Source organism: Paracoccus zeaxanthinifaciens ATCC 21588, assembly GCF_000420145.1.
Lineage (GTDB): Bacteria > Pseudomonadota > Alphaproteobacteria > Rhodobacterales > Rhodobacteraceae > Paracoccus > Paracoccus zeaxanthinifaciens.
Genome location: NZ_ATUJ01000008.1, coordinates 70326 through 88704, shown reverse-complemented (window position 1 = coordinate 88704; position 18379 = coordinate 70326). Strand labels below are relative to the sequence as shown.

18 protein-coding genes and 1 other RNA gene are annotated in these 18379 nt (G+C 66.5%); 9 read left to right on the top strand and 10 right to left on the bottom strand.

Annotated elements, in window-relative coordinates; genetic code table 11:
• Positions 1-108: 108 nt before the first annotated feature.
• The 3 genes from F804_RS16145 to zapA all read left to right on the top strand — a co-directional run bounded on the left by F804_RS16145 (position 109) and on the right by zapA (position 2908).
• Positions 109-1890, top strand: coding sequence for a BCCT family transporter (locus F804_RS16145; protein WP_022707526.1), 1782 nt, complete (start codon positions 109-111; stop codon positions 1888-1890).
• Between the two features lie 106 nt (positions 1891-1996).
• Complete coding sequence (locus F804_RS16140; RefSeq protein WP_022707525.1) at positions 1997-2533, top strand: peptide chain release factor 1; 537 nt, start codon at positions 1997-1999, stop codon at positions 2531-2533.
• 3 nt (positions 2534-2536) lie between these two features.
• Positions 2537-2908, top strand: a complete 372-nt coding sequence (gene zapA / locus F804_RS0109535) for a cell division protein ZapA (RefSeq protein ID WP_022707524.1) — start codon at positions 2537-2539, stop codon at positions 2906-2908.
• Here the strand turns inward: zapA and F804_RS0109530 are convergent, their stop codons facing one another.
• Entirely contained in the window at positions 2909-3691 is a 783-nt protein-coding gene (locus F804_RS0109530; RefSeq protein WP_022707523.1) for an alpha/beta fold hydrolase, read from the bottom strand.
• Between the two features lie 54 nt (positions 3692-3745).
• Between F804_RS0109530 and F804_RS0109525 the strand changes: the two genes are divergently transcribed.
• Together F804_RS0109525 and F804_RS0109520 are read left to right on the top strand one after the other, a co-directional pair.
• Entirely contained in the window at positions 3746-4144 is a 399-nt protein-coding gene (locus F804_RS0109525; protein ID WP_022707522.1) for a hypothetical protein, read from the top strand.
• 104 nt (positions 4145-4248) lie between these two features.
• Positions 4249-5436: an MFS transporter gene (locus F804_RS0109520; RefSeq protein ID WP_022707521.1), complete on the top strand. Its 1188-nt coding sequence runs from the start codon at positions 4249-4251 to the stop codon at positions 5434-5436.
• Here F804_RS0109520 and F804_RS16135 read toward each other — a convergent pair.
• Entirely contained in the window at positions 5354-6118 is a 765-nt protein-coding gene (locus tag F804_RS16135; protein ID WP_022707520.1) for a DUF599 domain-containing protein, read from the bottom strand. The two genes, F804_RS0109520 and F804_RS16135, sit on opposite strands and share 83 nt — an antisense overlap.
• 171 nt (positions 6119-6289) lie before the next feature.
• On the opposite strand from F804_RS16135, the gene F804_RS0109510 reads away from it, so the two are divergent.
• Positions 6290-6745 carry an Hsp20 family protein gene (locus F804_RS0109510; protein WP_022707519.1) on the top strand — a complete coding sequence of 152 codons (456 nt, stop codon included), beginning with the start codon at positions 6290-6292 and terminating at the stop codon, positions 6743-6745.
• A 43-nt stretch (positions 6746-6788) separates the two neighbouring features.
• Here the strand turns inward: F804_RS0109510 and recR are convergent, their stop codons facing one another.
• The 7 genes from recR to ffs all read right to left on the bottom strand — a co-directional run bounded on the left by recR (position 6789) and on the right by ffs (position 13984).
• Entirely contained in the window at positions 6789-7388 is a 600-nt protein-coding gene (gene recR / locus F804_RS0109505; protein WP_022707518.1) for a recombination mediator RecR, read from the bottom strand.
• Positions 7389-7395: 7 nt separating this feature from the next.
• Positions 7396-7740, bottom strand: coding sequence for a YbaB/EbfC family nucleoid-associated protein (locus tag F804_RS0109500; RefSeq protein ID WP_022707517.1), 345 nt, complete (start codon positions 7738-7740; stop codon positions 7396-7398).
• Positions 7741-7743: 3 nt separating this feature from the next.
• Complete coding sequence (locus F804_RS0109495; protein ID WP_022707516.1) at positions 7744-9531, bottom strand: DNA polymerase III subunit gamma/tau; 1788 nt, start codon at positions 9529-9531, stop codon at positions 7744-7746.
• An 89-nt stretch (positions 9532-9620) separates the two neighbouring features.
• Positions 9621-10622, bottom strand: coding sequence for an NADPH-dependent aldehyde reductase Ahr (gene ahr / locus F804_RS0109490; RefSeq protein ID WP_022707515.1), 1002 nt, complete (start codon positions 10620-10622; stop codon positions 9621-9623).
• A gap of 227 nt (positions 10623-10849) precedes the next feature.
• The gene (locus tag F804_RS0109485) at positions 10850-11611 is read right to left on the bottom strand and encodes an SDR family NAD(P)-dependent oxidoreductase (RefSeq protein ID WP_022707514.1); all 762 of its coding nucleotides are present in this window, start codon (positions 11609-11611) and stop codon (positions 10850-10852) included.
• 72 nt (positions 11612-11683) lie between these two features.
• Entirely contained in the window at positions 11684-13711 is a 2028-nt protein-coding gene (locus F804_RS0109480; RefSeq protein ID WP_051142345.1) for an acyltransferase family protein, read from the bottom strand.
• A 176-nt stretch (positions 13712-13887) separates the two neighbouring features.
• An RNA gene (gene ffs / locus F804_RS17185) (signal recognition particle sRNA small type) lies at positions 13888-13984 on the bottom strand.
• A gap of 306 nt (positions 13985-14290) precedes the next feature.
• Here ffs and F804_RS0109475 point away from each other — a divergent pair.
• On the top strand, positions 14291-14740 hold the full coding sequence (locus F804_RS0109475; protein ID WP_022707512.1) for an SRPBCC family protein: 450 nt from the start codon (positions 14291-14293) through the stop codon (positions 14738-14740).
• A 12-nt stretch (positions 14741-14752) separates the two neighbouring features.
• Here F804_RS0109475 and F804_RS0109470 read toward each other — a convergent pair whose 3' ends face one another.
• Positions 14753-15604 (bottom strand): prephenate dehydratase, encoded by an 852-nt coding sequence (locus tag F804_RS0109470; protein ID WP_022707511.1) that lies wholly within the window; start codon positions 15602-15604, stop codon positions 14753-14755.
• Between the two features lie 122 nt (positions 15605-15726).
• Here F804_RS0109470 and F804_RS0109465 point away from each other — a divergent pair, with 122 nt between their 5' ends.
• Both F804_RS0109465 and F804_RS0109460 read left to right on the top strand, forming a co-directional pair.
• Positions 15727-16281: a c-type cytochrome gene (locus F804_RS0109465; protein ID WP_022707510.1), complete on the top strand. Its 555-nt coding sequence runs from the start codon at positions 15727-15729 to the stop codon at positions 16279-16281.
• 177 nt (positions 16282-16458) lie between these two features.
• Positions 16459-18276, top strand: coding sequence for an extracellular solute-binding protein (locus tag F804_RS0109460; RefSeq protein ID WP_051142344.1), 1818 nt, complete (start codon positions 16459-16461; stop codon positions 18274-18276).
• Positions 18277-18379 lie beyond the last annotated feature (103 nt).

Sequence of the window (18379 nt, the reverse complement as noted above, 5' to 3'; positions counted from 1 at the left end):
TTAAATGTGAGAATACGCCCGCGCTCCGAGGCGGGTTTCCGCCAAGGGTCTGTCGTCTTAATCGTCAACGGACCTGCAACCCGATCTAGATCTATCTGAAAGGGACAGATGTCACAGACGCCCACCAATCCACCCAAGGGGCCGGGCAAGCCCAAGGCCCCCCGCGACATCGCGCGCGAACAGGACGCGCTGTCCGGCCGCGTGCCCCCGCGCAGCACCAAGCCCGAGCCGAAGCCCGAACCCGCCGAGGTCACCGCGGACGAATCCGGGGTCGAGGCGTTGCCCGAACCCGAAGGTCCGACCGAGATCATCGAGACGGACTACGAGATCGGGCAGGACAACATCGAGGGTCGCGCGCCGATCCCCTTCGACATCCACAACCCCGTCTTCGGCATCTCGGCCGTGGCGGTCGTGCTGTTCACGGTGCTGACCATCGTGTTCAACGAACAGGCCGAGCCGATGTTCAGCAGCCTGCGCGGCACGCTGACCTCGAATCTCGACTGGTTCTTCATGCTGGCCGGCAACCTCTTCGTCATCATGTGCCTGGCGCTGATCGTGTCGCCGCTCGGCTCGGTCCGCCTTGGCGGTCCCGATGCCACGCCGGATTTCAGCCTGTCGGGCTGGTTCGCGATGCTGTTTGCTGCGGGCATGGGCATCGGCCTGATGTTCTATGGCGTGTCCGAGCCCCTGGGCCATTTCCAGGCGGCGCTTGGCGGTCCCGTCCTCGAGGATGGCGTGCGCACCGACTGGGCACCGCTTGACGGCGCGCCCGGCGACGAGGCCGGCGCAATGCGCCTGGGGATGGCCGCGACCATCTTCCACTGGGGCCTGCACCCGTGGGCCGTCTATGCCATCGTCGCGCTGGCGCTTGGCCTGTTCGCCTACAACAAGGGCCTGCCGCTGACGCTGCGCTCGGTCTTCTACCCGATCTTCGGCGAGAAGATCTGGGGCTGGCCCGGCCACATCATCGACGTGCTGGCCGTTCTGGCGACGATCTTCGGTCTTGCAACCTCGCTCGGTCTTGGCGCGGAACAGGCGACGGCGGGTCTGGCGGACCTGTTCGGCATCCCCGCCGGGATGACCACCAAGGTCGTACTGATCCTGGCGATCACGCTGGTCGCGACCATGTCGGTCGTGCTGGGCGTTGAGAAGGGCGTGAAGCGCCTGTCGGAACTGAACATGATCCTGGCGATCCTGCTTCTGGTCTTCGTCATCCTGGTCGGCCCGACGCTGGCGATCTTCAGCGGCTTCTTCGCGAACCTGGGCAATTACGCCGCCGAGCTGATCCCGCTGTCGAACCCGTTCGGCCGCACGGACGACAACTTCCGCCACGGCTGGACCGCCTTCTACTGGGCATGGTGGATCAGCTGGTCGCCCTTCGTCGGCATGTTCATCGCGCGCGTGTCGCGCGGGCGTTCAGTGCGCGAATTCCTGATCGCCGTGCTGATCGTTCCCTCGGTCATCTCGGTGCTGTGGATGACGGCACTGGGCGGCACCGCCATCGACATGACGCTTGGCGGCTTTGCCGGCATCACCGACGCGGCGCTGGAACTGAAGCTGTTCGAGATGCTGTCGCAGCTGCCGCTGTCCTCGATCACCAGCTTCATCGGCATCGTGCTGGTCATCGTGTTCTTCGTCACCTCGTCGGATTCCGGTTCGCTGGTGATCGACACGATCGCGGCGGGCGGCAAGGTCAACGCGCCGGTTCCGCAGCGCATCTTCTGGTGCCTGGTCGAGGGGCTGATCGCGATCGCCCTGCTGGTCGGCGGCGGTCTGATCGCGCTGCAGGCGATGGCCGTGTCCACGGGCCTGCCCTTCACGGTCGTCCTGCTGGGCGCCTGCTTCGCCATCGTCAAAGGGCTGATGGCCGAACGGCGGGAACTTGCCTGAGACGGCCGCATGAACCTTGGAACGGGCGGGATTTCCCGCCCGTTCTTGTGTTGTCCCGCCTTCGATGCCACAACATTCGGAGAAAGATACCAGGGGACCGACGCTGATGAGCGAGATTTCAGCCAGCGAACGCCGGCTCGGCGCAGCACTCGACAAGATCGACCAGCTTCTCGAGGCCCGCTCGATGCGGCCTGCGGCGACGGCTGGCGACCTGCGGCCGGAACTGGACGCGGCACTGGCGCGCAATGCCGAACTGCAGGCACGGCTGGACGCGGCCCCCACAGCCGCCCCCGATCACGACCACGAGGGTGAGCTGGCCGATCTGCGCGCGCGTCTCGATACCGCGTCCGAGAATGCCGCCCGCCTGTCCGCCGCGAACGAGGACCTGGCGGTCGCGAACCGCAACCTGATCGATGCCCACGCCACCGGCGGCATCGGCGATGACGAGATGCGCGAGGCGCTCGAGGCCGAGGTGTCGGCCCTGCGCGCCGCCCGCGCCGCCGAGATGGCCCAGATGAGCGAGATCATGGCCGAGCTGGAGCGCCTGCTGGCCGATGACGCCACCCCCGCCGCCGATCCGCAAGAGGTCGCGGGCGACGGGGCAGGGCTGCCCGAAGACACGACCGCAAGGCAGGAGGGCTGATCCATGGCCGAGGTTGATTTCACGATCGGGCACAAGGAATACCGCATCGGCGCCGCCGATGGCGAGGAACGCCTGCTGCAACGCGCCGCCCAGCTTCTGGACGCCGAGGCGCAGCAGATCCTGTCGCAGGCCGGTCGCGTCCCCGAACCGCGGCTGCTGCTGCTGGCGGGCCTGATGCTGGCCGACCGCTTTGCCGGGATGGAGGACCGCGCCGAGAAGGCTGAGCGCATGGTCACCCGCCTGCAGCAGAACCCGCCCAAGGTCGAGGTCCCGGTGATCCCGTCCGAGCTGAAGGAATCCATGGCCGAACTGGCCGCCCGCGCCGAATCGCTGGCCGAGCGCCTGTCCGAACAGGAGGCCGAGGAGGGGCGCTGATCAGGCGTCCCGTCCGTCCCCCAGAAAGACCGCCAACGTCTCGGCCACCGCGTCCGGGGCGTCGGCATGCAGCCAGTGGCTTGCGCCCTTGATCGTCACGGTTCGCGCCTGCGGGAAATGCGCCCGCAGCGCGGCCTCGCCGTCGTCGGTGACATAGGTCGACAGCTCTCCCTTGATCTCCAGCACCTTGCCGTCGAACGTGCCCCTGGGCGCATCCTCGGGCCAGCCGACGATCTGGGGCATGTGGTCGCGCAGCGCCTTCAGGTTCAGCCGCCACCGGACGGGATCGGCCTTCAGGTCCAGGTTCTGCAGCAGGAAGGCCCGCACGCCGCGTTCCGGGACCAGTTCCGTCATCGCGCGGTCGGCCTCGGCGCGGCGGGTCAGATGCGCGATCTCCATCCGCTCCATCGCGTCGACATAGCGGGTCTGGTCGTGGCCATAGGCGATGGGCGCGATGTCCATCACCGCCAGCCTGCGCACCATCTTCGGGTGGGTCAGCGCCAGCAGCATCGAAGCCTTGCCGCCCATCGAATGCCCGACCAGATCGACCTTGCCGCCCAGATCGTCGATCATCGCGGCCAGATCGCCCGCCAGCGCGGCATAGCTTGCATCCGGGTCGTGCGGACTGTCGCCGTGATTGCGCAGATCGACGGTGGTGACGGGCCGCGTCTCGGCCAGCCTGCGGGCCTGCGCGCCCAGGTTGCGGCCCTGGCCGTAAAGGCCGTGGACCAGAAGGACGGGCAGCCCGTCCTGCGGACCGATGGTGGTGTGATTCAGCTTCATGCCCCAGTGTTAGAGCGTCTGGCGCCCGCCCGCCATCCCGTCTAGTCTGCCGCCATGACACGCAAGCCCGACAGCTTCGAGGACATCCCCGCCATGGCGGACGAGATCGCGCAACTGATGGCATCGCGCTTTGGCGGTGCCCGGCGCGGCGAACGCTTCGATCTGTCCACCATGGTCCGGCGCCGGGGCGGCGCCTTGCCCGACCGCCTGCGCCGCAAGGCCAAACGCCTGGCCGAGGCCGACATCCTGGCCCGCAGCCCCCGCATCGCACGCCAGCTGCCCCTGGCCGATCTGGGCCGCGCCCATGCCGCGCTGCTGGCGCATCTGCAGCCCCTGGGCGAGATCGCGCGATTCCAGGGCCGGGCGATCAGCCTGACGGCGACGGTGGTGTTCGGGCTTCTGCTTCTTGGCGCGGCCATCATCTGGGTGATGGTCGGGCGAGGGACCCTCTGATCGGCATTGCATGCAATGCAATGCTGCTTTACCGCCAGACGACTTGAAAAACGCGGCGCGATGTACTGACTCGCAGGTATCAGCCCGCCACAAGAGCCAGTGACATGACACAGAGCACAGATTTCCGCGCCGCCATCCTGGCGCTGGCCCTTGGCGCCTTCGCCATCGGCACCTCCGAATTCGCCGCGATGGGGCTGCTGCCCTATTTCCAGGCCGATCTGGGCCTGACGGAACCGCAGGCGGGCCATGTCATCAGCGCCTATGCCATCGGCGTGGTGATCGGTGCGCCGATCACGGCGATGATGGGGGCCAGGCTGCCGCGCCGCCGTTTCCTTGCGGCGCTTATGGCCTTCTATGGCGTGATGAACCTGCTGGCCGCGATGGTGCCGGGCTTTGCGCTGCTGGCCGGCGCGCGCTTCCTTGCGGGGCTGCCGCATGGCGGGTTCCTGGGGGTCGCCATGCTCTATGCCGCGGATGCGCTGCCGGTGGGGCAGCGGGCGCGGGGGGCGGCGCAGGTCATCATGGGCCTGACCGTCGCCAACATCTTCGGCGTGCCGCTGGCGGGCTGGTTCGGGCAGGTGATCGGCTGGCGCTTCGGCTTCGGGATGCCGGGGGTGATCGCGCTGATCTCGGCCTGGGCGATCCTGAAGGTCGCGCCGCGCGTCGGCGGCAATCCCGATGCGCGCCCCTGGGACGAATTGCAGGCGCTGAAGAACCCGCGCGTGCTGTGGACGCTGGCCGTGGGCGCCATCGGCTTCGGCGGGCTGTTCGCGGTCTATGCCTTCCTGACGGCCTCGATGCTGGCGAATGCGAACCCGCCGGGCTATGCGATCCCGCTGGCGCTGGCGGTGTTCGGCGTGGGCGGCACGCTCGGGACCTGGATCTCGGGGCGCGTGACCGAGGCGATGGGCACGACCCGCGCATCCTTCATCGCGCTGGCCTCGATGGCGCTGACGCAGGCCTTCGCGTCGGCGGTGGTGGGCGACTGGGCGCTGATGGTGCTGTCCTCGTTCCTGCTGGCGCTTGGCGCGGGGCTGGTGATCCCGCTGCAGACCCGCCTGATGGAGGTCGCGGGCGACGCGCAGAACATGGCTGCCGCGATGAACCACGCGGCCTTCAACGCGGCGAACGCGCTTGGGCCGTTCCTTGCGGGGATGGCGCTGGCCGCGGGCTGGGGCTGGCGGTCGACCGGCCTGGTCGGGATCGCGCTTACCGCTGCCGGGGCGGTCGTGCTGGGTCTGGCCACCGTGCGAGATCGGGCAGGTCGGGCGGCGGCAGCGAACGCAGGATGACCGCCCTCGAGGTCGAGTTGAACTCTCGCCTCCAGGTGACGAACAGGACCATCGCGGTGCCCAGCATCAATGCCCAGGGCCCCGCGAGCCAGCCGAGCGATCCAAGCGCGAAATAGACGCTGCGCAGCCCCGCGTTGAAGCTGCGCGCGGCGGTGATGTTCAGGTCGGCCGCCTGCATCGCGCGGGGCATGGCGGTCGGGTCCTCGGGTTCGTTCGGGACGGCGGCCATCATGACGGCGCAATATCCGAACAGGCGGTGCGCCCAGACGAATTTCAGGAAGGCGTTCACCACGAAGAACATGGTGATCAGCAGCCGCAGCTCCCATCCGGTCTCGGCTGTGGGGCTCAGCTCCAGCTCGGCGGCGATGCCGCGCAGACGCTCGGCATTGCCGATCAGCGCCAGAAGGCCGCCCGTCGCGATCATGCAGGCCGATGCGAAGAAGGCCGTCCCCTCGCGCAGGCTGGACAGGATGTTGCCGTCGAAGATGCGCGGCTGGCGCGTGATGAAATGGCGCATCCATTCACGGCGGTAACGCTTCATCAGGACCGACACCGACGGGATGCCCTGTGGCGGGCGTTCGGTGAAATGCCCGATCCCCAGCCATGTCGTGAAAAGCAGGATCAGCGCCGCGATTTCCAGCGGGCTGAGACGGATGTGGCTGATCAGATCAAGGGCGTCCATCACGCGACACTAGGTCGGGTTTCGATCCTGCGAAAGACCCCGAAACGGGTCTTGAAGCGCCGCGCGGCGATCCTAGATCAATTGAACCGGCGGCCATGACGGCGTCGGCACGACCGCTTGCCCGAAGACGGGAAGCATCACGATCATCGCTTGAACAAGGATGTGACCACAATGCGTAGCAATTTCGATCTCACGCCGCTCTACCGTGCCTCGATCGGTTTCGACCGGCTGGCCGACGTGATGGACCGCGCGCTCAGCGCCGACGTGTCCGCCCCCACCTATCCCCCCTACAACATCGAGAAGACGGGCGAGAACGCCTATCGCATCTCGATCGCCGTGGCAGGATTCGCAGCCGACGACCTGAACGTCGAGATGCGCGACGGCGCCGTCATCGTCTCGGCCCGCAAGGCCGAAGAGGACGAGGCCCGCACCTTCCTGCATCGCGGCATCGCGACCCGCGCCTTCGAGCGCAAGTTCACGCTGGCGGACCATGTGCGCGTGCAGGGCGCAAGCCATGTCGACGGCATGCTGCATGTCGATCTGGTCCGCGAGATCCCCGAGGCGCTGAAGCCGCGCCGCATCGAGATCTCGAAGGAGACCCCGAGGGTCGAGAAGCTGGACGCCTGATCCGCGAATGAAAGGGGCCGCCCGGTGGGGCGGCCCTTCTTCGTCACAGGCGCCTGCGTGCGCGCAATGCCGCGCTGATCGTCCCGTCGTCCAGGTAGTCCAGCTCGCCCCCGATGGGCACGCCCTGGGCAAGCCCGGTCACGGCGACCTCCGACCCCTCCAGCGCGTCGGCGATGTAATGGGCGGTCGTCTGCCCGTCCACGGTCGCGTTCAGCGCGAGGATCACCTCGGTCACGCCATCCTCGTGGATGCGCGATATCAGGCGCGGGATGCCCAGATCCTCGGGGCCGATCTCGTCCAGGGCCGACAGCGTGCCGCCAAGAACGTGATAGCGGCCGCGAAAGGCGCGCCCGCGTTCCAGCGCCCATAGGTCGGCCACGTCCTCGACCACGCAGATCTCGCCCGTGGCGCGGGCGGGATCGGCGCAGATGGGGCAGATGTCGCGGTCGGTGACATTGCCGCAGGACAGGCATTCGCGGGAATTGACGGCGACGCGGTCCAGAAGCTGCGCCAGCTGGACCATCTGCGTGTCCCGCCTGCGGATCAGCGACAGCACGATGCGGCGCGCCGACCGGGGGCCAAGCCCCGGCAGACGTGCCATCAGCGTGATCAGCGCCTGGATATCGTCGCCACCGCCTTTCATCCGCAGATCAGAACGGGGGCTTCATGCCCGCCGGCAGCCCGAGGCTTTCGGCCATGCGCGACATTTCCGACTGCATCTTGTCCTCGGCCAGGCGCTGCGCCTCCTTGACGGCGGCCAGGATCAGGTCCTCGACCACCTCCTTTTCCGAGGGCACGAAGATCGAGGGGTCGATGTCCAGCGACTTCAGCTCTCCCTTGGCCGAGCAGGTGGCCTTGACCAGCCCCGCACCGGATTCGCCGGTCACGGTGATGTTGGCCATCTCCTCCTGCATCTGGGTCATGCGTTCCTGCATTTCCTTGGCGGTCTTCATCATCTTGGCCATGTCGCCAAGTCCGCCCAAACCCTTGATCATGTCTCAGTCCTCGTCTTCGAAGGGGTCCCATTCGTCGACCTCGGCCACGGGGCCGGTGCCGCTGTCATGGGGATTGGTCGCGCCATCGGCCTCAACCGCGATCTCGGTCGGGGCAGGGGCCACGCGTTTCACGTCGGTCAGCTTCGCGCCGGGAAAGGCCGCCATCACCTGCTGGACGATGGGCAGCTCCAGCGCGCGTTCGCGGGCGGCGCGGGCCTCGGCCTCGCGTGCCTCGGCGATGGTGGGCGCGCCGCCGCCATTGGCGATCGTCACGGCCCAACGCTGCCCGCCGGTCCAGCCGCGCAGGCGCTCGGCCAGGCGTTGGGCGAAATCGGCGGGCGGGTTGTCGCGGGGCTCGAACTCGATCCGGCCGGGGCTGTAGCGGACCAGGGCCACGTGGCGTTCGACCATCACCAGCAGCGTCATGTCGCGCATGCGTGCGATCAGATCCACGACGCTTTCGAAATCCGGAAAGCTCTCGACCAGATGCGGTGCCACGGCAAGCGCCGTCGCCGCGTTCCCGTGCGCCTGCGCGACGGGTGCAGGGCGGGCGCGGCGCACGGCCTGCGGGGCTTGGGTCGCCTGCGCGCCCGCCACCGAAGGTCCGCGCGCGAATTCGCCCGCGTTCTGCGCCTGCTGCACGCGGCGGATCAGCGCCTCGGGGTCGGGCAGGTCGGCGACATGGGTCAGCCGGATAATCGCCATTTCCGCCGCCATCATCGCGTTCGGCGCGGTCGAGACCTCTTCGAGCGCCTTGAGCAGCATCTGCCACAGGCGCGACAGCACACGCATCGCCAGCTGGTCCGACAGCGCCTTGCCGCGGCTGCGTTCCTCGGGGGAAACGGTCGGATCCTCCAGCGCGTCGGGCGTGATCTTCGCGACCGAGATCCAGTGCGTGATCTCGGCTAGGTCACGCAGCACGGCCACGGGGTCCGCGCCGTCGGCATATTGCGATTGCAGTTCCGTCAGCGCCGCCGCCGCATCGCCGCGCAGGATCATGTCGAACAGGTCGATGACCCGCCCGCGATCGGCAAGGCCCAGCATCGCGCGGACCTGTTCGGCGGTCGTCTCGCCCGCACCGTGGCTGATCGACTGATCCAGAAGGCTGGTCGCATCGCGGGCCGATCCTTCGGCCGCCCGCGTGATCAGCGCCAGCGCGTCATCGGCGATCTGTGCACCCTCGGCATCCGCGATGCGCTTCAGCAGCGCGATCATCACCTCGGGCTCGATCCGGCGCAGATCGAAGCGCTGGCAGCGCGACAGCACCGTGACCGGCACCTTGCGGATCTCGGTCGTGGCGAAGATGAACTTCACATGGGGGGGCGGTTCCTCCAGCGTCTTCAGCAGCGCGTTGAATGCGCTGGTGGACAGCATGTGAACCTCGTCGATGATATAGATCTTGTAGCGCGCGCTGGCCGCCCGGTAATGCACGCTCTCGATGATCTCGCGGATGTCGCCGACGCCGGTGCGGGATGCGGCGTCCATCTCCATCACGTCGACATGGCGGCCTTCGCTGATGGCCGTGCAATGTTCGCAGACCCCGCAGGGTTCGGTCGTCGGACCGCCCGTGCCGTCGGGGCCGATGCAGTTCATGCCTTTGGCGATGATGCGCGCGGTCGTCGTCTTGCCGGTCCCGCGGATGCCGGTCATGATGAAGGCCTGCGCGATGCGATCGGCGGCGAATGCGTTCTTCAGGGTGCGGACCATCGCGTCCTGACCCACGAGGTCCGCGAAGGTCTCGGGCCGGTACTTGCGGGCCAGAACCTGGTATGCTGCTTTGCTGTCCGTCATGGCTCCCTCGGGCGTCGCGCCACCTTAGCCAAGGGCGGCGGGGGCCACAACCGATCTGCGGCCCCCGCGATTGTCAGACTTGGCCGCGATCAGGCGTTGTCCAGCACGATCCGGTACCGTGCCTTGCCGGCGCCAAGATGGGCAAAGGCGTCGTTGATGCGCGACATCGGGAAATGCTCGGTCACGGGGCTGATCCCGTGGCGCGCGGCGAATTCCATCATCGTGTTCAGCGTCGCGGGCGCACCGACGGGCGAGCCCGAGATGCTGCGTTGACCGGCGACCAGCGGGAAGGCCCCGACATCCAGAGGCTCGGGCGTGATGCCGACCATGTGCAGGCGGCCCTGCGGCTTCAGCGTCTCCATGATGGCGTTCCAGTCCATCTTGACCGCGACCGTGGACAGCACCAGGTCGAAGCGCCCCTTGGCACCCGCGATCGCGTCGGCGTCACGCGAATTGACGCAGTGATGGGCGCCCATCTCGCGGGCCTCGTCCATCTTCGATTCGCTGGTGAAGGCCGTGACCTCGCAGCCCCATGCGCGGGCGAATTGCAGCGCAAGATGCCCAAGCCCCCCGATGCCGATGACCGCGACATGGTCGGTCGGGCGGATGCCGAACTGCACGAAGGGATTGAAGACGGTGATGCCGCCGCACAGAAGCGGGCCCGCGTCGCGCAGCTCCATCTGGTCGGGAATGCGGATGACGGCGGTTTCCTGCGCGCGGACGCGATCGGCAAAGCCGCCGTGATGGCCGATGATCGTCGGCTGCTGGTCTGGGCACAGGTTCTGGTTGCCGCCAAGGCACTGCATGCAGTGGTTGCAGTAACCCGACTGCCATCCCAGGCCCACGCGGTCGCCGACCTTCAGCCCCGTCACATGCGATCCTACCGCCGCGATCGTGCCCGCGACCTCGTGGCCGCCGACGAAGGGAAAGGACGCGATGCCCCACTCGTTCTCCCACATGGACAGGTCGCTGTGGCAGACCCCGCAATGTGCGACCGAGATCTCGACGTCATGTGCCCCGAGCGGGCCGGGGTCGTATTCGAAAGGTGCGAATTCACCATGCGCTTCCTGCGCGGCATATGCCTTGATCATGTCTTGGTCCTGTCTCGGAAGGTCTGCTGCAGGCAGGCGGCCCGGAGGGTCGTTCAGCGGAACGGGGTACTGGATCACTGTGAAATGGGCTGCCGCGCCATGGGGGTGTTCGTGTTGCCTGCCTGCAGGACATGCAAAACCCGGCGACGGGAACATGGTTCCGCAAAATCCGCAGACTGATGGAATTTCTTTCCAGATCCCGGTTCCGTCGCGCCTGAAACGAAGATTCAGTCCAGCATGATCCGGGTCGGGCGGCGTCCTGTCAGCCGTTCCCTGATCCGCTGCCGCAGGCCCCTGGGCGGGGCGACCGAGCTGTCCCGTTCGAACAGGATGCCCGCAAGGCTAGGGTCGTTCATCTGGGCCAACCTGTAGCCCCACCGCGCCGCAAGCCGGGGGTCGATTCCGTGCGCTGGCCCCATCTCGGTGTTCATGATGCCGGGGATCCATTCGCTGACGACGATATGGGGAAACTCTGCATGCAGATCCGCGACCAGTGATTTGGTAAAGATCCGGCACGCCCCTTTCGACACGGAATAGGCGGCAGAAAGGGGCGCAGGCGCATCTCCGGCATAGCTGGTGACGTTGACGATCCGCCCCTGGCCAGCAGGCACCATATCCCGCAATGCCTGAACCGTGCAGGCCACCATGCCGTTCAGGTTGACCTGCATCGTCCGTTCGAGGCTGGCCGCCGTTTCGTCCAGGATGCTGCGGCGGGGGTGGACGGCGGCGTTGTTGATCAGTGTGGACACCGGGCCGCATGCCTCTCGGATGCGGTCGAATGCGGCATCGACCGCGGCGGTATCGGCGATATCGGCCGGAACGGGCAGGAACCTGTCGGGATGAAGCGCGGCCAGCTCTGCCAGTTCGGCCTCGCGCCGGGCGATCCCGGCGACGACGCTGCCATGCTGCAGGAACTGTTGGCAGAGTGCGCGGCCAAGGCCTGCGCTTGCGCCTGTGATAACGGTAACCTTTGGCCGTTCTGCGTTCATTGGCGACGGTCTTTCTTCTGGGGCGTCTTGCCCGGAGATCTGGGTGTCATGCGAGTTCGATCCATGTCCGCCTCAGCCGCCTTCGGCCCGGAATACAGGCAGGAACAGCTCTCGCAGTCGGATCGCGTTGGTGTTGGTGATGTGATTGTTGTCGAAATACCCGGCAAATCCGCCTGCCATGGCCGAGCATGTCTGATCGTCACAGACCAACGGCCAGGGATCCAGCAGCGCCGCGCCTGATGCCGTCAGCATCGCATCCGCATTGCTGTTGCGGCTGGCGATCGCTGCGCGCGGCACGCTGGCGATCTCGGCCACTTCGGCTTCGGCAAGGCCCGAATGCGCCAGCTTGCGCGACACGATGCGGGAATCGTATGTCGGAATTTCGGGGACCTGCCGAAGGATGAAGACCTGTCGCCCGGATTGCCGCAGGCGGGCGACGGTGTCCGTCATGGCGCGCTGCATCAGCTGCGATTGGGACAGCGCAGCCTGACCGGTGCCTGTGACGCTGATGGTGTTGTGCGCGTCAAGCCCGATACCGGCACCTTCGGTATAGTAGGTCCAGCGCCCGACAAGTAGCACGGTATCGAACCTGTCCGACCCTTCCAGCGCGTCTCGGATCCGGCGGTTGGCATCGCTGCAGGCCGCATCCTGCGCTTGCGTCGTGCTGTTCTCGGTCTTCTCCAGCCCGAAAAGCGGCGGGCACCCGGCGCGCCAGATCACGAGGGCCGGAACATCGCCGTCGAAAGCCGCCTGTTCGAGGCCTTCCTTGAAGGCGCGGACATGGCTGTCGCCCCAGATCAGGATGCGGGGCTCGCCCTCGGGGCCGATGGGGCACAGCTCGACCCCTGCCAGATCGCCGGTCTGGGGCACGCTGCAGCGCTGCCAGTCCTGGTTGAAATCCTGCGTGGCCTGGATATGCGTCAGGATCTGCGGCGGGAAACGCCGCGCCAGCCCGTCGCCCAAGTAAATCACCGCGCCTGCCGCAAGCGCCGTGCCCGTTGCCAGCCCGGTTCCCAGAAACAGCCCGCGAACCGACAGCTGCGCGCGGCGCGTCGGGGTTTCGATGAACCGCCAGCTGAGCGTTGCCAAGGCCAATGACAGCATGATCAGCACAAGCCGTTGCCAAAGGGGACCGAGGCTTCCGAAGTAATACGTCCAAAGCGTCGCCAGCGGCCAATGCCACAGATAGAGCGAATAGGAGATGAGGCCGATGAAGACCAACGCCCGGCTGCGCAGCAACGTGTTCACGCCGTTCGGATTCCGACCGTTCGCGATGACCAGCACCGCGCCCACGACCGGCAGCAGCGCCCGCCAGCCCGGAAAGCGCTGATCCGCGTCAAGCGTCAGTATGCCCACCGCCATCAATGCAAGTCCGGCCCATGAAAGCAGGGGATGCAGATCCCAGCTGAGCCCGCGTTTGTGGCCCATGATCGCAAGGAGGACGCCGGCCAGCAGCTCCCATGCGCGGAACGGGAACAGGTAGAAGGCCGCCGTCTGAGAGATCGGCGTCAGCAGGATGCAGGCCACCAGCGACCCAAGCCCCAGCAGGCACAGCACCATGGGCAGCCACCGCCGCACCGAAGCCAGAACGATCATCACCAGCGGCAGGAAGATGTAGAACTGCTCCTCGACCGACAGGGACCAGGTGTGCAGCAGGATCTTTTCCTTGGCGACACTGTCGAAATAGCCCGCCTGCGTGAAGAAGTAGACGTTCGAGAGATAGACGGAGGAGCTGATGATCTCCTTGCCCAGGGCGCGGAAGTCGAAGGGCAGCATGATTGCCCAGCCGACGATCAGACATGCCGTGATCACCGCGAAGTAGACGGGTGCAAGACGACGGATGCGTCGCTGATAGAAACGGATCAGGTCGATGCGGCCGGTCCTGCATAACTCGTCCCAGAGGATCCCGCCGATCAAGAAGCCCGATATCACGAAGAAGATGTCCACGCCGACGAAACCGCCGGAAAGGCCCGGGATATCGAAGTGGAAAAGCAGGACGGGCAGAATCGCCACCGCCCTGAGGCCGTCGATCTCCCTACGGTAACTTTGCAACCTGAAGCCCTCTTGATGCGATCGGCAAGATACTGCCTGTACCGGCATTCTTCATAGGACCCAAAGCGGCCTTGCTTAACAAGCCGCTTGAGCGCGGCCTCCGCGGATAAAGCGTCGCACGCTACATGTGTGGTATGCCCGGCCGGTTCTGCCCTCGGCAAGGTCGCGGCAAGACTGATCGTGCGCGAAACGCGTCAAGTGGACCGGCTGCCAATGGATTGAAGGGTGAGAGGCTGGACAACGACCCAAACGGGACTCGTTACGGCTGCTTCCTTCCGGACCTGACCGAGTTGGCGAGGCGCTTGCCCGCGCCAACCTCTCGGGGCGTCAGATATGACGGCTGCGATGCGGATGCAACCCCCCGCGAAAGGGTCGAGCCGCGCGTCCGGTCAGGAACCTATCCCATTGGCGACAACCATGGGTTGATGGCTGTACCGATGAACTGCATCAATGAAGGGCAGTCCGGGTAAGATTTGCAGACAGGGGACGGACGCGGGACGACATGCACGCAGAGGAGGAGACGCGATGTTGACGACTTGGTTGAACACGCATCCCAATCTGGACTATCAGCCGGACGAAGGCCTCGGCGGCACCGGTGGCGCATCAACTTCAGGCAGGTTGTTCCGGATGAAATTCTCCACGCGTATCGATCAGGAAATCCCTGCAGAGCAGCTGTTTGCCGCCATCGGCGACTTCGACGCGCTGGAAAGGATGCTGATCTCTCGCGGGGCGAGCGTGGTGCGCATCGACCCGGCCAAGGATCCGGGCACCGTCATGGGCTGGCGCATCGGCTTCGACTGGCGCGGCAAGGCGCGCAAGCTGAAGCTGTCGGTGGACCGGTTCGACCGCCCCGAGGCGATCGGCATGCAGGGCCGCTCGGAGGCGCTGGACATGACGATCAACGCCACCGTCGTCGCGCTGAACCGCAGCAAGTCCCGGTTGATCTTCGAGCTGGAGATCCGCCCGCGCAACATGAAGGCGCGGCTGATGCTGCAGACCGCCAAGCTGGGCAAGTCCGAGCTGGACAAGCGCTTCGAGCGGCGCATCCGCGAATACGTGGAACTGATGCGCGCCTGAGGGCGCGGGCGATCACTCGCCCGCCAGCTGCGCCTCTCGCAAGGGGTCGGCGGGATAGACGCCCAGGATGTCCAGCGTCGAGGTGAAATAGCGCAGCTCGTCCAGCGCCAGCGCGACATTCGCATCCTCGGGGTGCCCCTCGATATCGGCATAGAACTGCGTCGCGGTGAAGACGCCGTCCACCATGTAGCTTTCCAGCTTGGTCATGTTCACGCCGTTCGTCGCGAAACCGCCCATCGCCTTGTAGAGCGCGGCCGGAATGTTGCGGACGCGGAAGACGAAGCTGGTCAGCATCCGGTCGGCGCGGCGCGTCATGTCGGGGTCGCGCGACATGATCAGGAAGCGCGTCGTGTTGTTGGACCGGTCCTCGATCTGGTCGGCCAGGCGTTCCAGCCCGTAGATGTCGCCCGCAAGGGGTGCTGCCAGCGCAGCCAGCGGCGGATGCGCGCGCGAGGCGACCTCCTTGGCCGATCCGGCGGTGTCGGCGCCGGTGATCGCGCGGATGCCGTGTTCGCGCAGGAAGCCGCGGCACTGGCCCAGCAGGACCGGGTGGCTCATGGCTTCGCGGATCTCGGACAGGGGGGTGCCGGGCACGGCCAGCAGGCTGATATGGACGCGCACGAAGGCCTCGTCGACGATATGCAGGCCCGATTCCGGCAGCAGGTGATGGATGTCGGCGACGCGGCCATAGGTCGAATTCTCGACCGGCAGCATGGCCAGGTCGGCCTCGTGGTTGCGCACGGCGTCGATGACATCCTCGAAGGTGCGGCAGGGCAGGGCCTCCATGTCGGGCCGGGCGGCCTTGCAGGCCTCGTGGCTGTATGCGCCCAGTTCCCCCTGGAACGCGATGCGGTTCGTGGTCATGGCTTCTGCCCCGCTGATGTCGAATATCCCCAGGCGCTGGTAACTATACCTTGATCAGCCAAAGCGAAAGCGGATAGATGTCCAACGACTTGCAGAGCTTACCAAGGCGGGGACCGCACGCGATGTTCAACACCATGACCCTGACCAAGGCAGCCGGCGCATTCATCGGCGCCCTGCTTTTCCTGATGCTGGCGAACTGGGCCGCGACAGCGATCTTCCATGTCGGACCGGCCGGCCACGCAGGCGGTCACGGCGAAGACCATGGCGAGGGCGAGATCACGCAGGCCTATTCGATCCCCGTTCCCGAAAGCGCCGCAGGGGGCGCCGAGGAAGAGGAAGAGATCGACTTCGCCGCGCTGATGGAATCGGCCGATGCCGCCGCGGGCGAGCGTGAATGGGCCAAGTGCCGTTCGTGCCACGCGCTGGACAGCACCGACGGCGTCGGTCCGCACCTGAACGGCGTCGTGGGTCGCGCGGTCGCCTCGGTCGACGGCTTCGGCTACAGCGGCGCGATGCAGGACCACGCCGCCGAGGTTCCGGCATGGGAGCCCGAGCCGCTCCAGGCATTCCTGGAAAACCCGCGCGGTGTCGTGTCGGGCACGGCCATGAGCTTTGCCGGCCTGAAGGATCCGCAGGCGCGCGCGAACCTGATCGCCTTCCTCGAACAGAATTCCTGATTCCGTCTGGATCGCGACGATCGAACGCCGCCCCGCCTTGGGGCGGCGTTTCGCATTCGGGGCGCGCGTCCTCACGAAATCGCGGCTTGAAGCGGTCGCCGCCGCTGGCCTAGCCTTGCGCGACCACGCACCCGGAGGATCGCCCATGCGCCGCACGCCCTTTTCGGCCTTATCCTGATGGCAACGGCCATGCCCGGCCACGCGCAGGACACCGAAGGGACGATACGTTCGCACGGGATCGGGACCTTCGGGGAACCGTCGCTGCCTGCCGATTTCGACCATCTGCCCTATGTGAACCCCGATGCGCCCAAGGGCGGAGAGATCGCCGAATCGATCCCGAACTCGACGGGCTTCGACAACTACAACCCGTTCACCTTCCGGGGGCGGGCGGCGGTGCTGTCCACGGTGATGCTGGAATCCATCCTGACCGGCACCGCCGACGAGGTGGGCGCGGCCTATTGCCTGCTGTGCGAAAGCATCGAATATCCCGAAAGCCGCGACTGGGTGATCTTCCACCTGCGCCCCGAGGCGAGGTTCAGCGACGGCACGCCCCTGACCGCGAACGACGTGCTGTTCAGCTATGAGACGCTGCGCACCAAGGGGCTGTCGTCGTTCCGCGTGGTGATCGCCCAGCAGGTCGCCGGCGCCACGGTGATCGACGATCACACGATCCGCTTCGACTTCACCCCCGATTATCCGCGCCGCGACGTGATCCAGTCGGTCGGCGGGCTGCCGATCTTCAGCGCCAAGGATTTCGAGGAGAACGACCGCGACCTGGAACAGCCCATGCGGACGCCGATGATCGGGTCCGGGCCCTATGTCTTCGGCAATGCCGACATCAACCGCAACGTCACCTGGGAACGCGACCCCGACTACTGGGGCGCCGATCTGCCGATCAATCGCGGGCGGCACAATTTCGACCGCATCCGGTTCGAGTATTTCGCCGATTACGATGCCGCATTCGAGGCGTTCAAGGCGGGCGAATACACCTTCCGCCGCGAGGTCAGCAGCATCATCTGGGCGACCCGCTACGATTTTCCGTCCCTGCAGAAGGGCTGGGTCGTCAAGGAGGAACTGCCCGACGGCAACATCGCCTCGGGGCAGGCCTGGGTGCTGAACCTGCGCCGCCCCGACTGGCAGGACATCCGCGTCCGAGAGGCGATCGGGCTAATGTTCAACTTCGAATGGTCGAACGCCTCGCTGTTCTACGGCCTCTATGACCGGGTCGAGAGCTTCTGGGACAACAGCGAGCTGGAGGCCGAAGGCCCCCCGACCGAGGCCGAGCTGGCCCTGCTGGAGCCGCTGGCCGCCGACCTGCCCGAAGGCGTGCTGACCGAGGATGCGGTCAGTCCCCCCGTCAGCGGTGAAAGGCAGGCCGATCGCGGCAACCTGCGCAAGGCGGCGGCCCTTCTGGACGAGGCGGGCTGGACCGTGGGGTCGGACGGGATGCGCCGAAACGCCGATGGCCGTGTCCTGTCGCTCGAGATCCTGAACGACAGCCAGACCTTCGACCGCGTGATCAACCCCTTTGTCCAGAACCTGCGCCGCCTGGGGATCGACGCGCGCAACACCCGCGTGGACAATGCCGAATACGAGAACCGCAAGCGCGGCCACGATTTCGACATGATCTCGGACCACCTGGGGCAGGACGCCATCCCGGGCGCGAACCTGCAGCAGTATTTCGGCTCGGCCAGTGTGGACGACGTGTTCAACTCGATGGGGCTTGCGAATCCGGCGGTGGACAGCCTGATCGCGACGATCGAGGCCGCCGACACGCAAGAGGACCTGACCACCGCCGCCCATGCGCTGGACCGGACGCTGCGCGCGCTGCGCTTCTGGGTGCCGCAATGGTATAACGGCCAGCACCTGATCGCGCATTACGACATCTTCGGTCGCCCCGACACGCTGCCGCCCTTCGACTTGGGGGAGCTGGATTTCTGGTGGTACGACCAGGCCAAGGCGGATGCGCTGCGCGATGCGGGCGGGCTGAGGTGACACGGCTTGCGGCTTGATTTCCGTGATGGAATTGCCGACAAGCAAGGCAACTGAACACGGGCCGCCAAGGCCCGGAACGACCCCGAGGGCGGGCAGAAGGACA

What these genes read in the sequence shown, in the direction of transcription:
- F804_RS16145 (WP_022707526.1), top strand. Translation starts at nt 109, where the DNA reads ATGTCACAGACGCCCACCAATCCACCCAAGGGGCCGGGCAAGCCCAAG.
- F804_RS16140 (WP_022707525.1), top strand. Translation starts at nt 1,997, where the DNA reads ATGAGCGAGATTTCAGCCAGCGAACGCCGGCTCGGCGCAGCACTCGAC.
- zapA (WP_022707524.1), top strand. Translation starts at nt 2,537, where the DNA reads ATGGCCGAGGTTGATTTCACGATCGGGCACAAGGAATACCGCATCGGC.
- F804_RS0109530 (WP_022707523.1), bottom strand. Translation starts at nt 3,691, where the DNA reads ATGAAGCTGAATCACACCACCATCGGTCCGCAGGACGGGCTGCCCGTC.
- F804_RS0109525 (WP_022707522.1), top strand. Translation starts at nt 3,746, where the DNA reads ATGACACGCAAGCCCGACAGCTTCGAGGACATCCCCGCCATGGCGGAC.
- F804_RS0109520 (WP_022707521.1), top strand. Translation starts at nt 4,249, where the DNA reads ATGACACAGAGCACAGATTTCCGCGCCGCCATCCTGGCGCTGGCCCTT.
- F804_RS16135 (WP_022707520.1), bottom strand. Translation starts at nt 6,118, where the DNA reads ATGGACGCCCTTGATCTGATCAGCCACATCCGTCTCAGCCCGCTGGAA.
- F804_RS0109510 (WP_022707519.1), top strand. Translation starts at nt 6,290, where the DNA reads ATGCGTAGCAATTTCGATCTCACGCCGCTCTACCGTGCCTCGATCGGT.
- recR (WP_022707518.1), bottom strand. Translation starts at nt 7,388, where the DNA reads ATGAAAGGCGGTGGCGACGATATCCAGGCGCTGATCACGCTGATGGCA.
- F804_RS0109500 (WP_022707517.1), bottom strand. Translation starts at nt 7,740, where the DNA reads ATGATCAAGGGTTTGGGCGGACTTGGCGACATGGCCAAGATGATGAAG.
- F804_RS0109495 (WP_022707516.1), bottom strand. Translation starts at nt 9,531, where the DNA reads ATGACGGACAGCAAAGCAGCATACCAGGTTCTGGCCCGCAAGTACCGG.
- ahr (WP_022707515.1), bottom strand. Translation starts at nt 10,622, where the DNA reads ATGATCAAGGCATATGCCGCGCAGGAAGCGCATGGTGAATTCGCACCT.
- F804_RS0109485 (WP_022707514.1), bottom strand. Translation starts at nt 11,611, where the DNA reads ATGAACGCAGAACGGCCAAAGGTTACCGTTATCACAGGCGCAAGCGCA.
- F804_RS0109480 (WP_051142345.1), bottom strand. Translation starts at nt 13,711, where the DNA reads ATGCCGGTACAGGCAGTATCTTGCCGATCGCATCAAGAGGGCTTCAGG.
- F804_RS0109475 (WP_022707512.1), top strand. Translation starts at nt 14,291, where the DNA reads ATGAAATTCTCCACGCGTATCGATCAGGAAATCCCTGCAGAGCAGCTG.
- F804_RS0109470 (WP_022707511.1), bottom strand. Translation starts at nt 15,604, where the DNA reads ATGACCACGAACCGCATCGCGTTCCAGGGGGAACTGGGCGCATACAGC.
- F804_RS0109465 (WP_022707510.1), top strand. Translation starts at nt 15,727, where the DNA reads ATGTTCAACACCATGACCCTGACCAAGGCAGCCGGCGCATTCATCGGC.
- F804_RS0109460 (WP_051142344.1), top strand. Translation starts at nt 16,459, where the DNA reads ATGGCAACGGCCATGCCCGGCCACGCGCAGGACACCGAAGGGACGATA.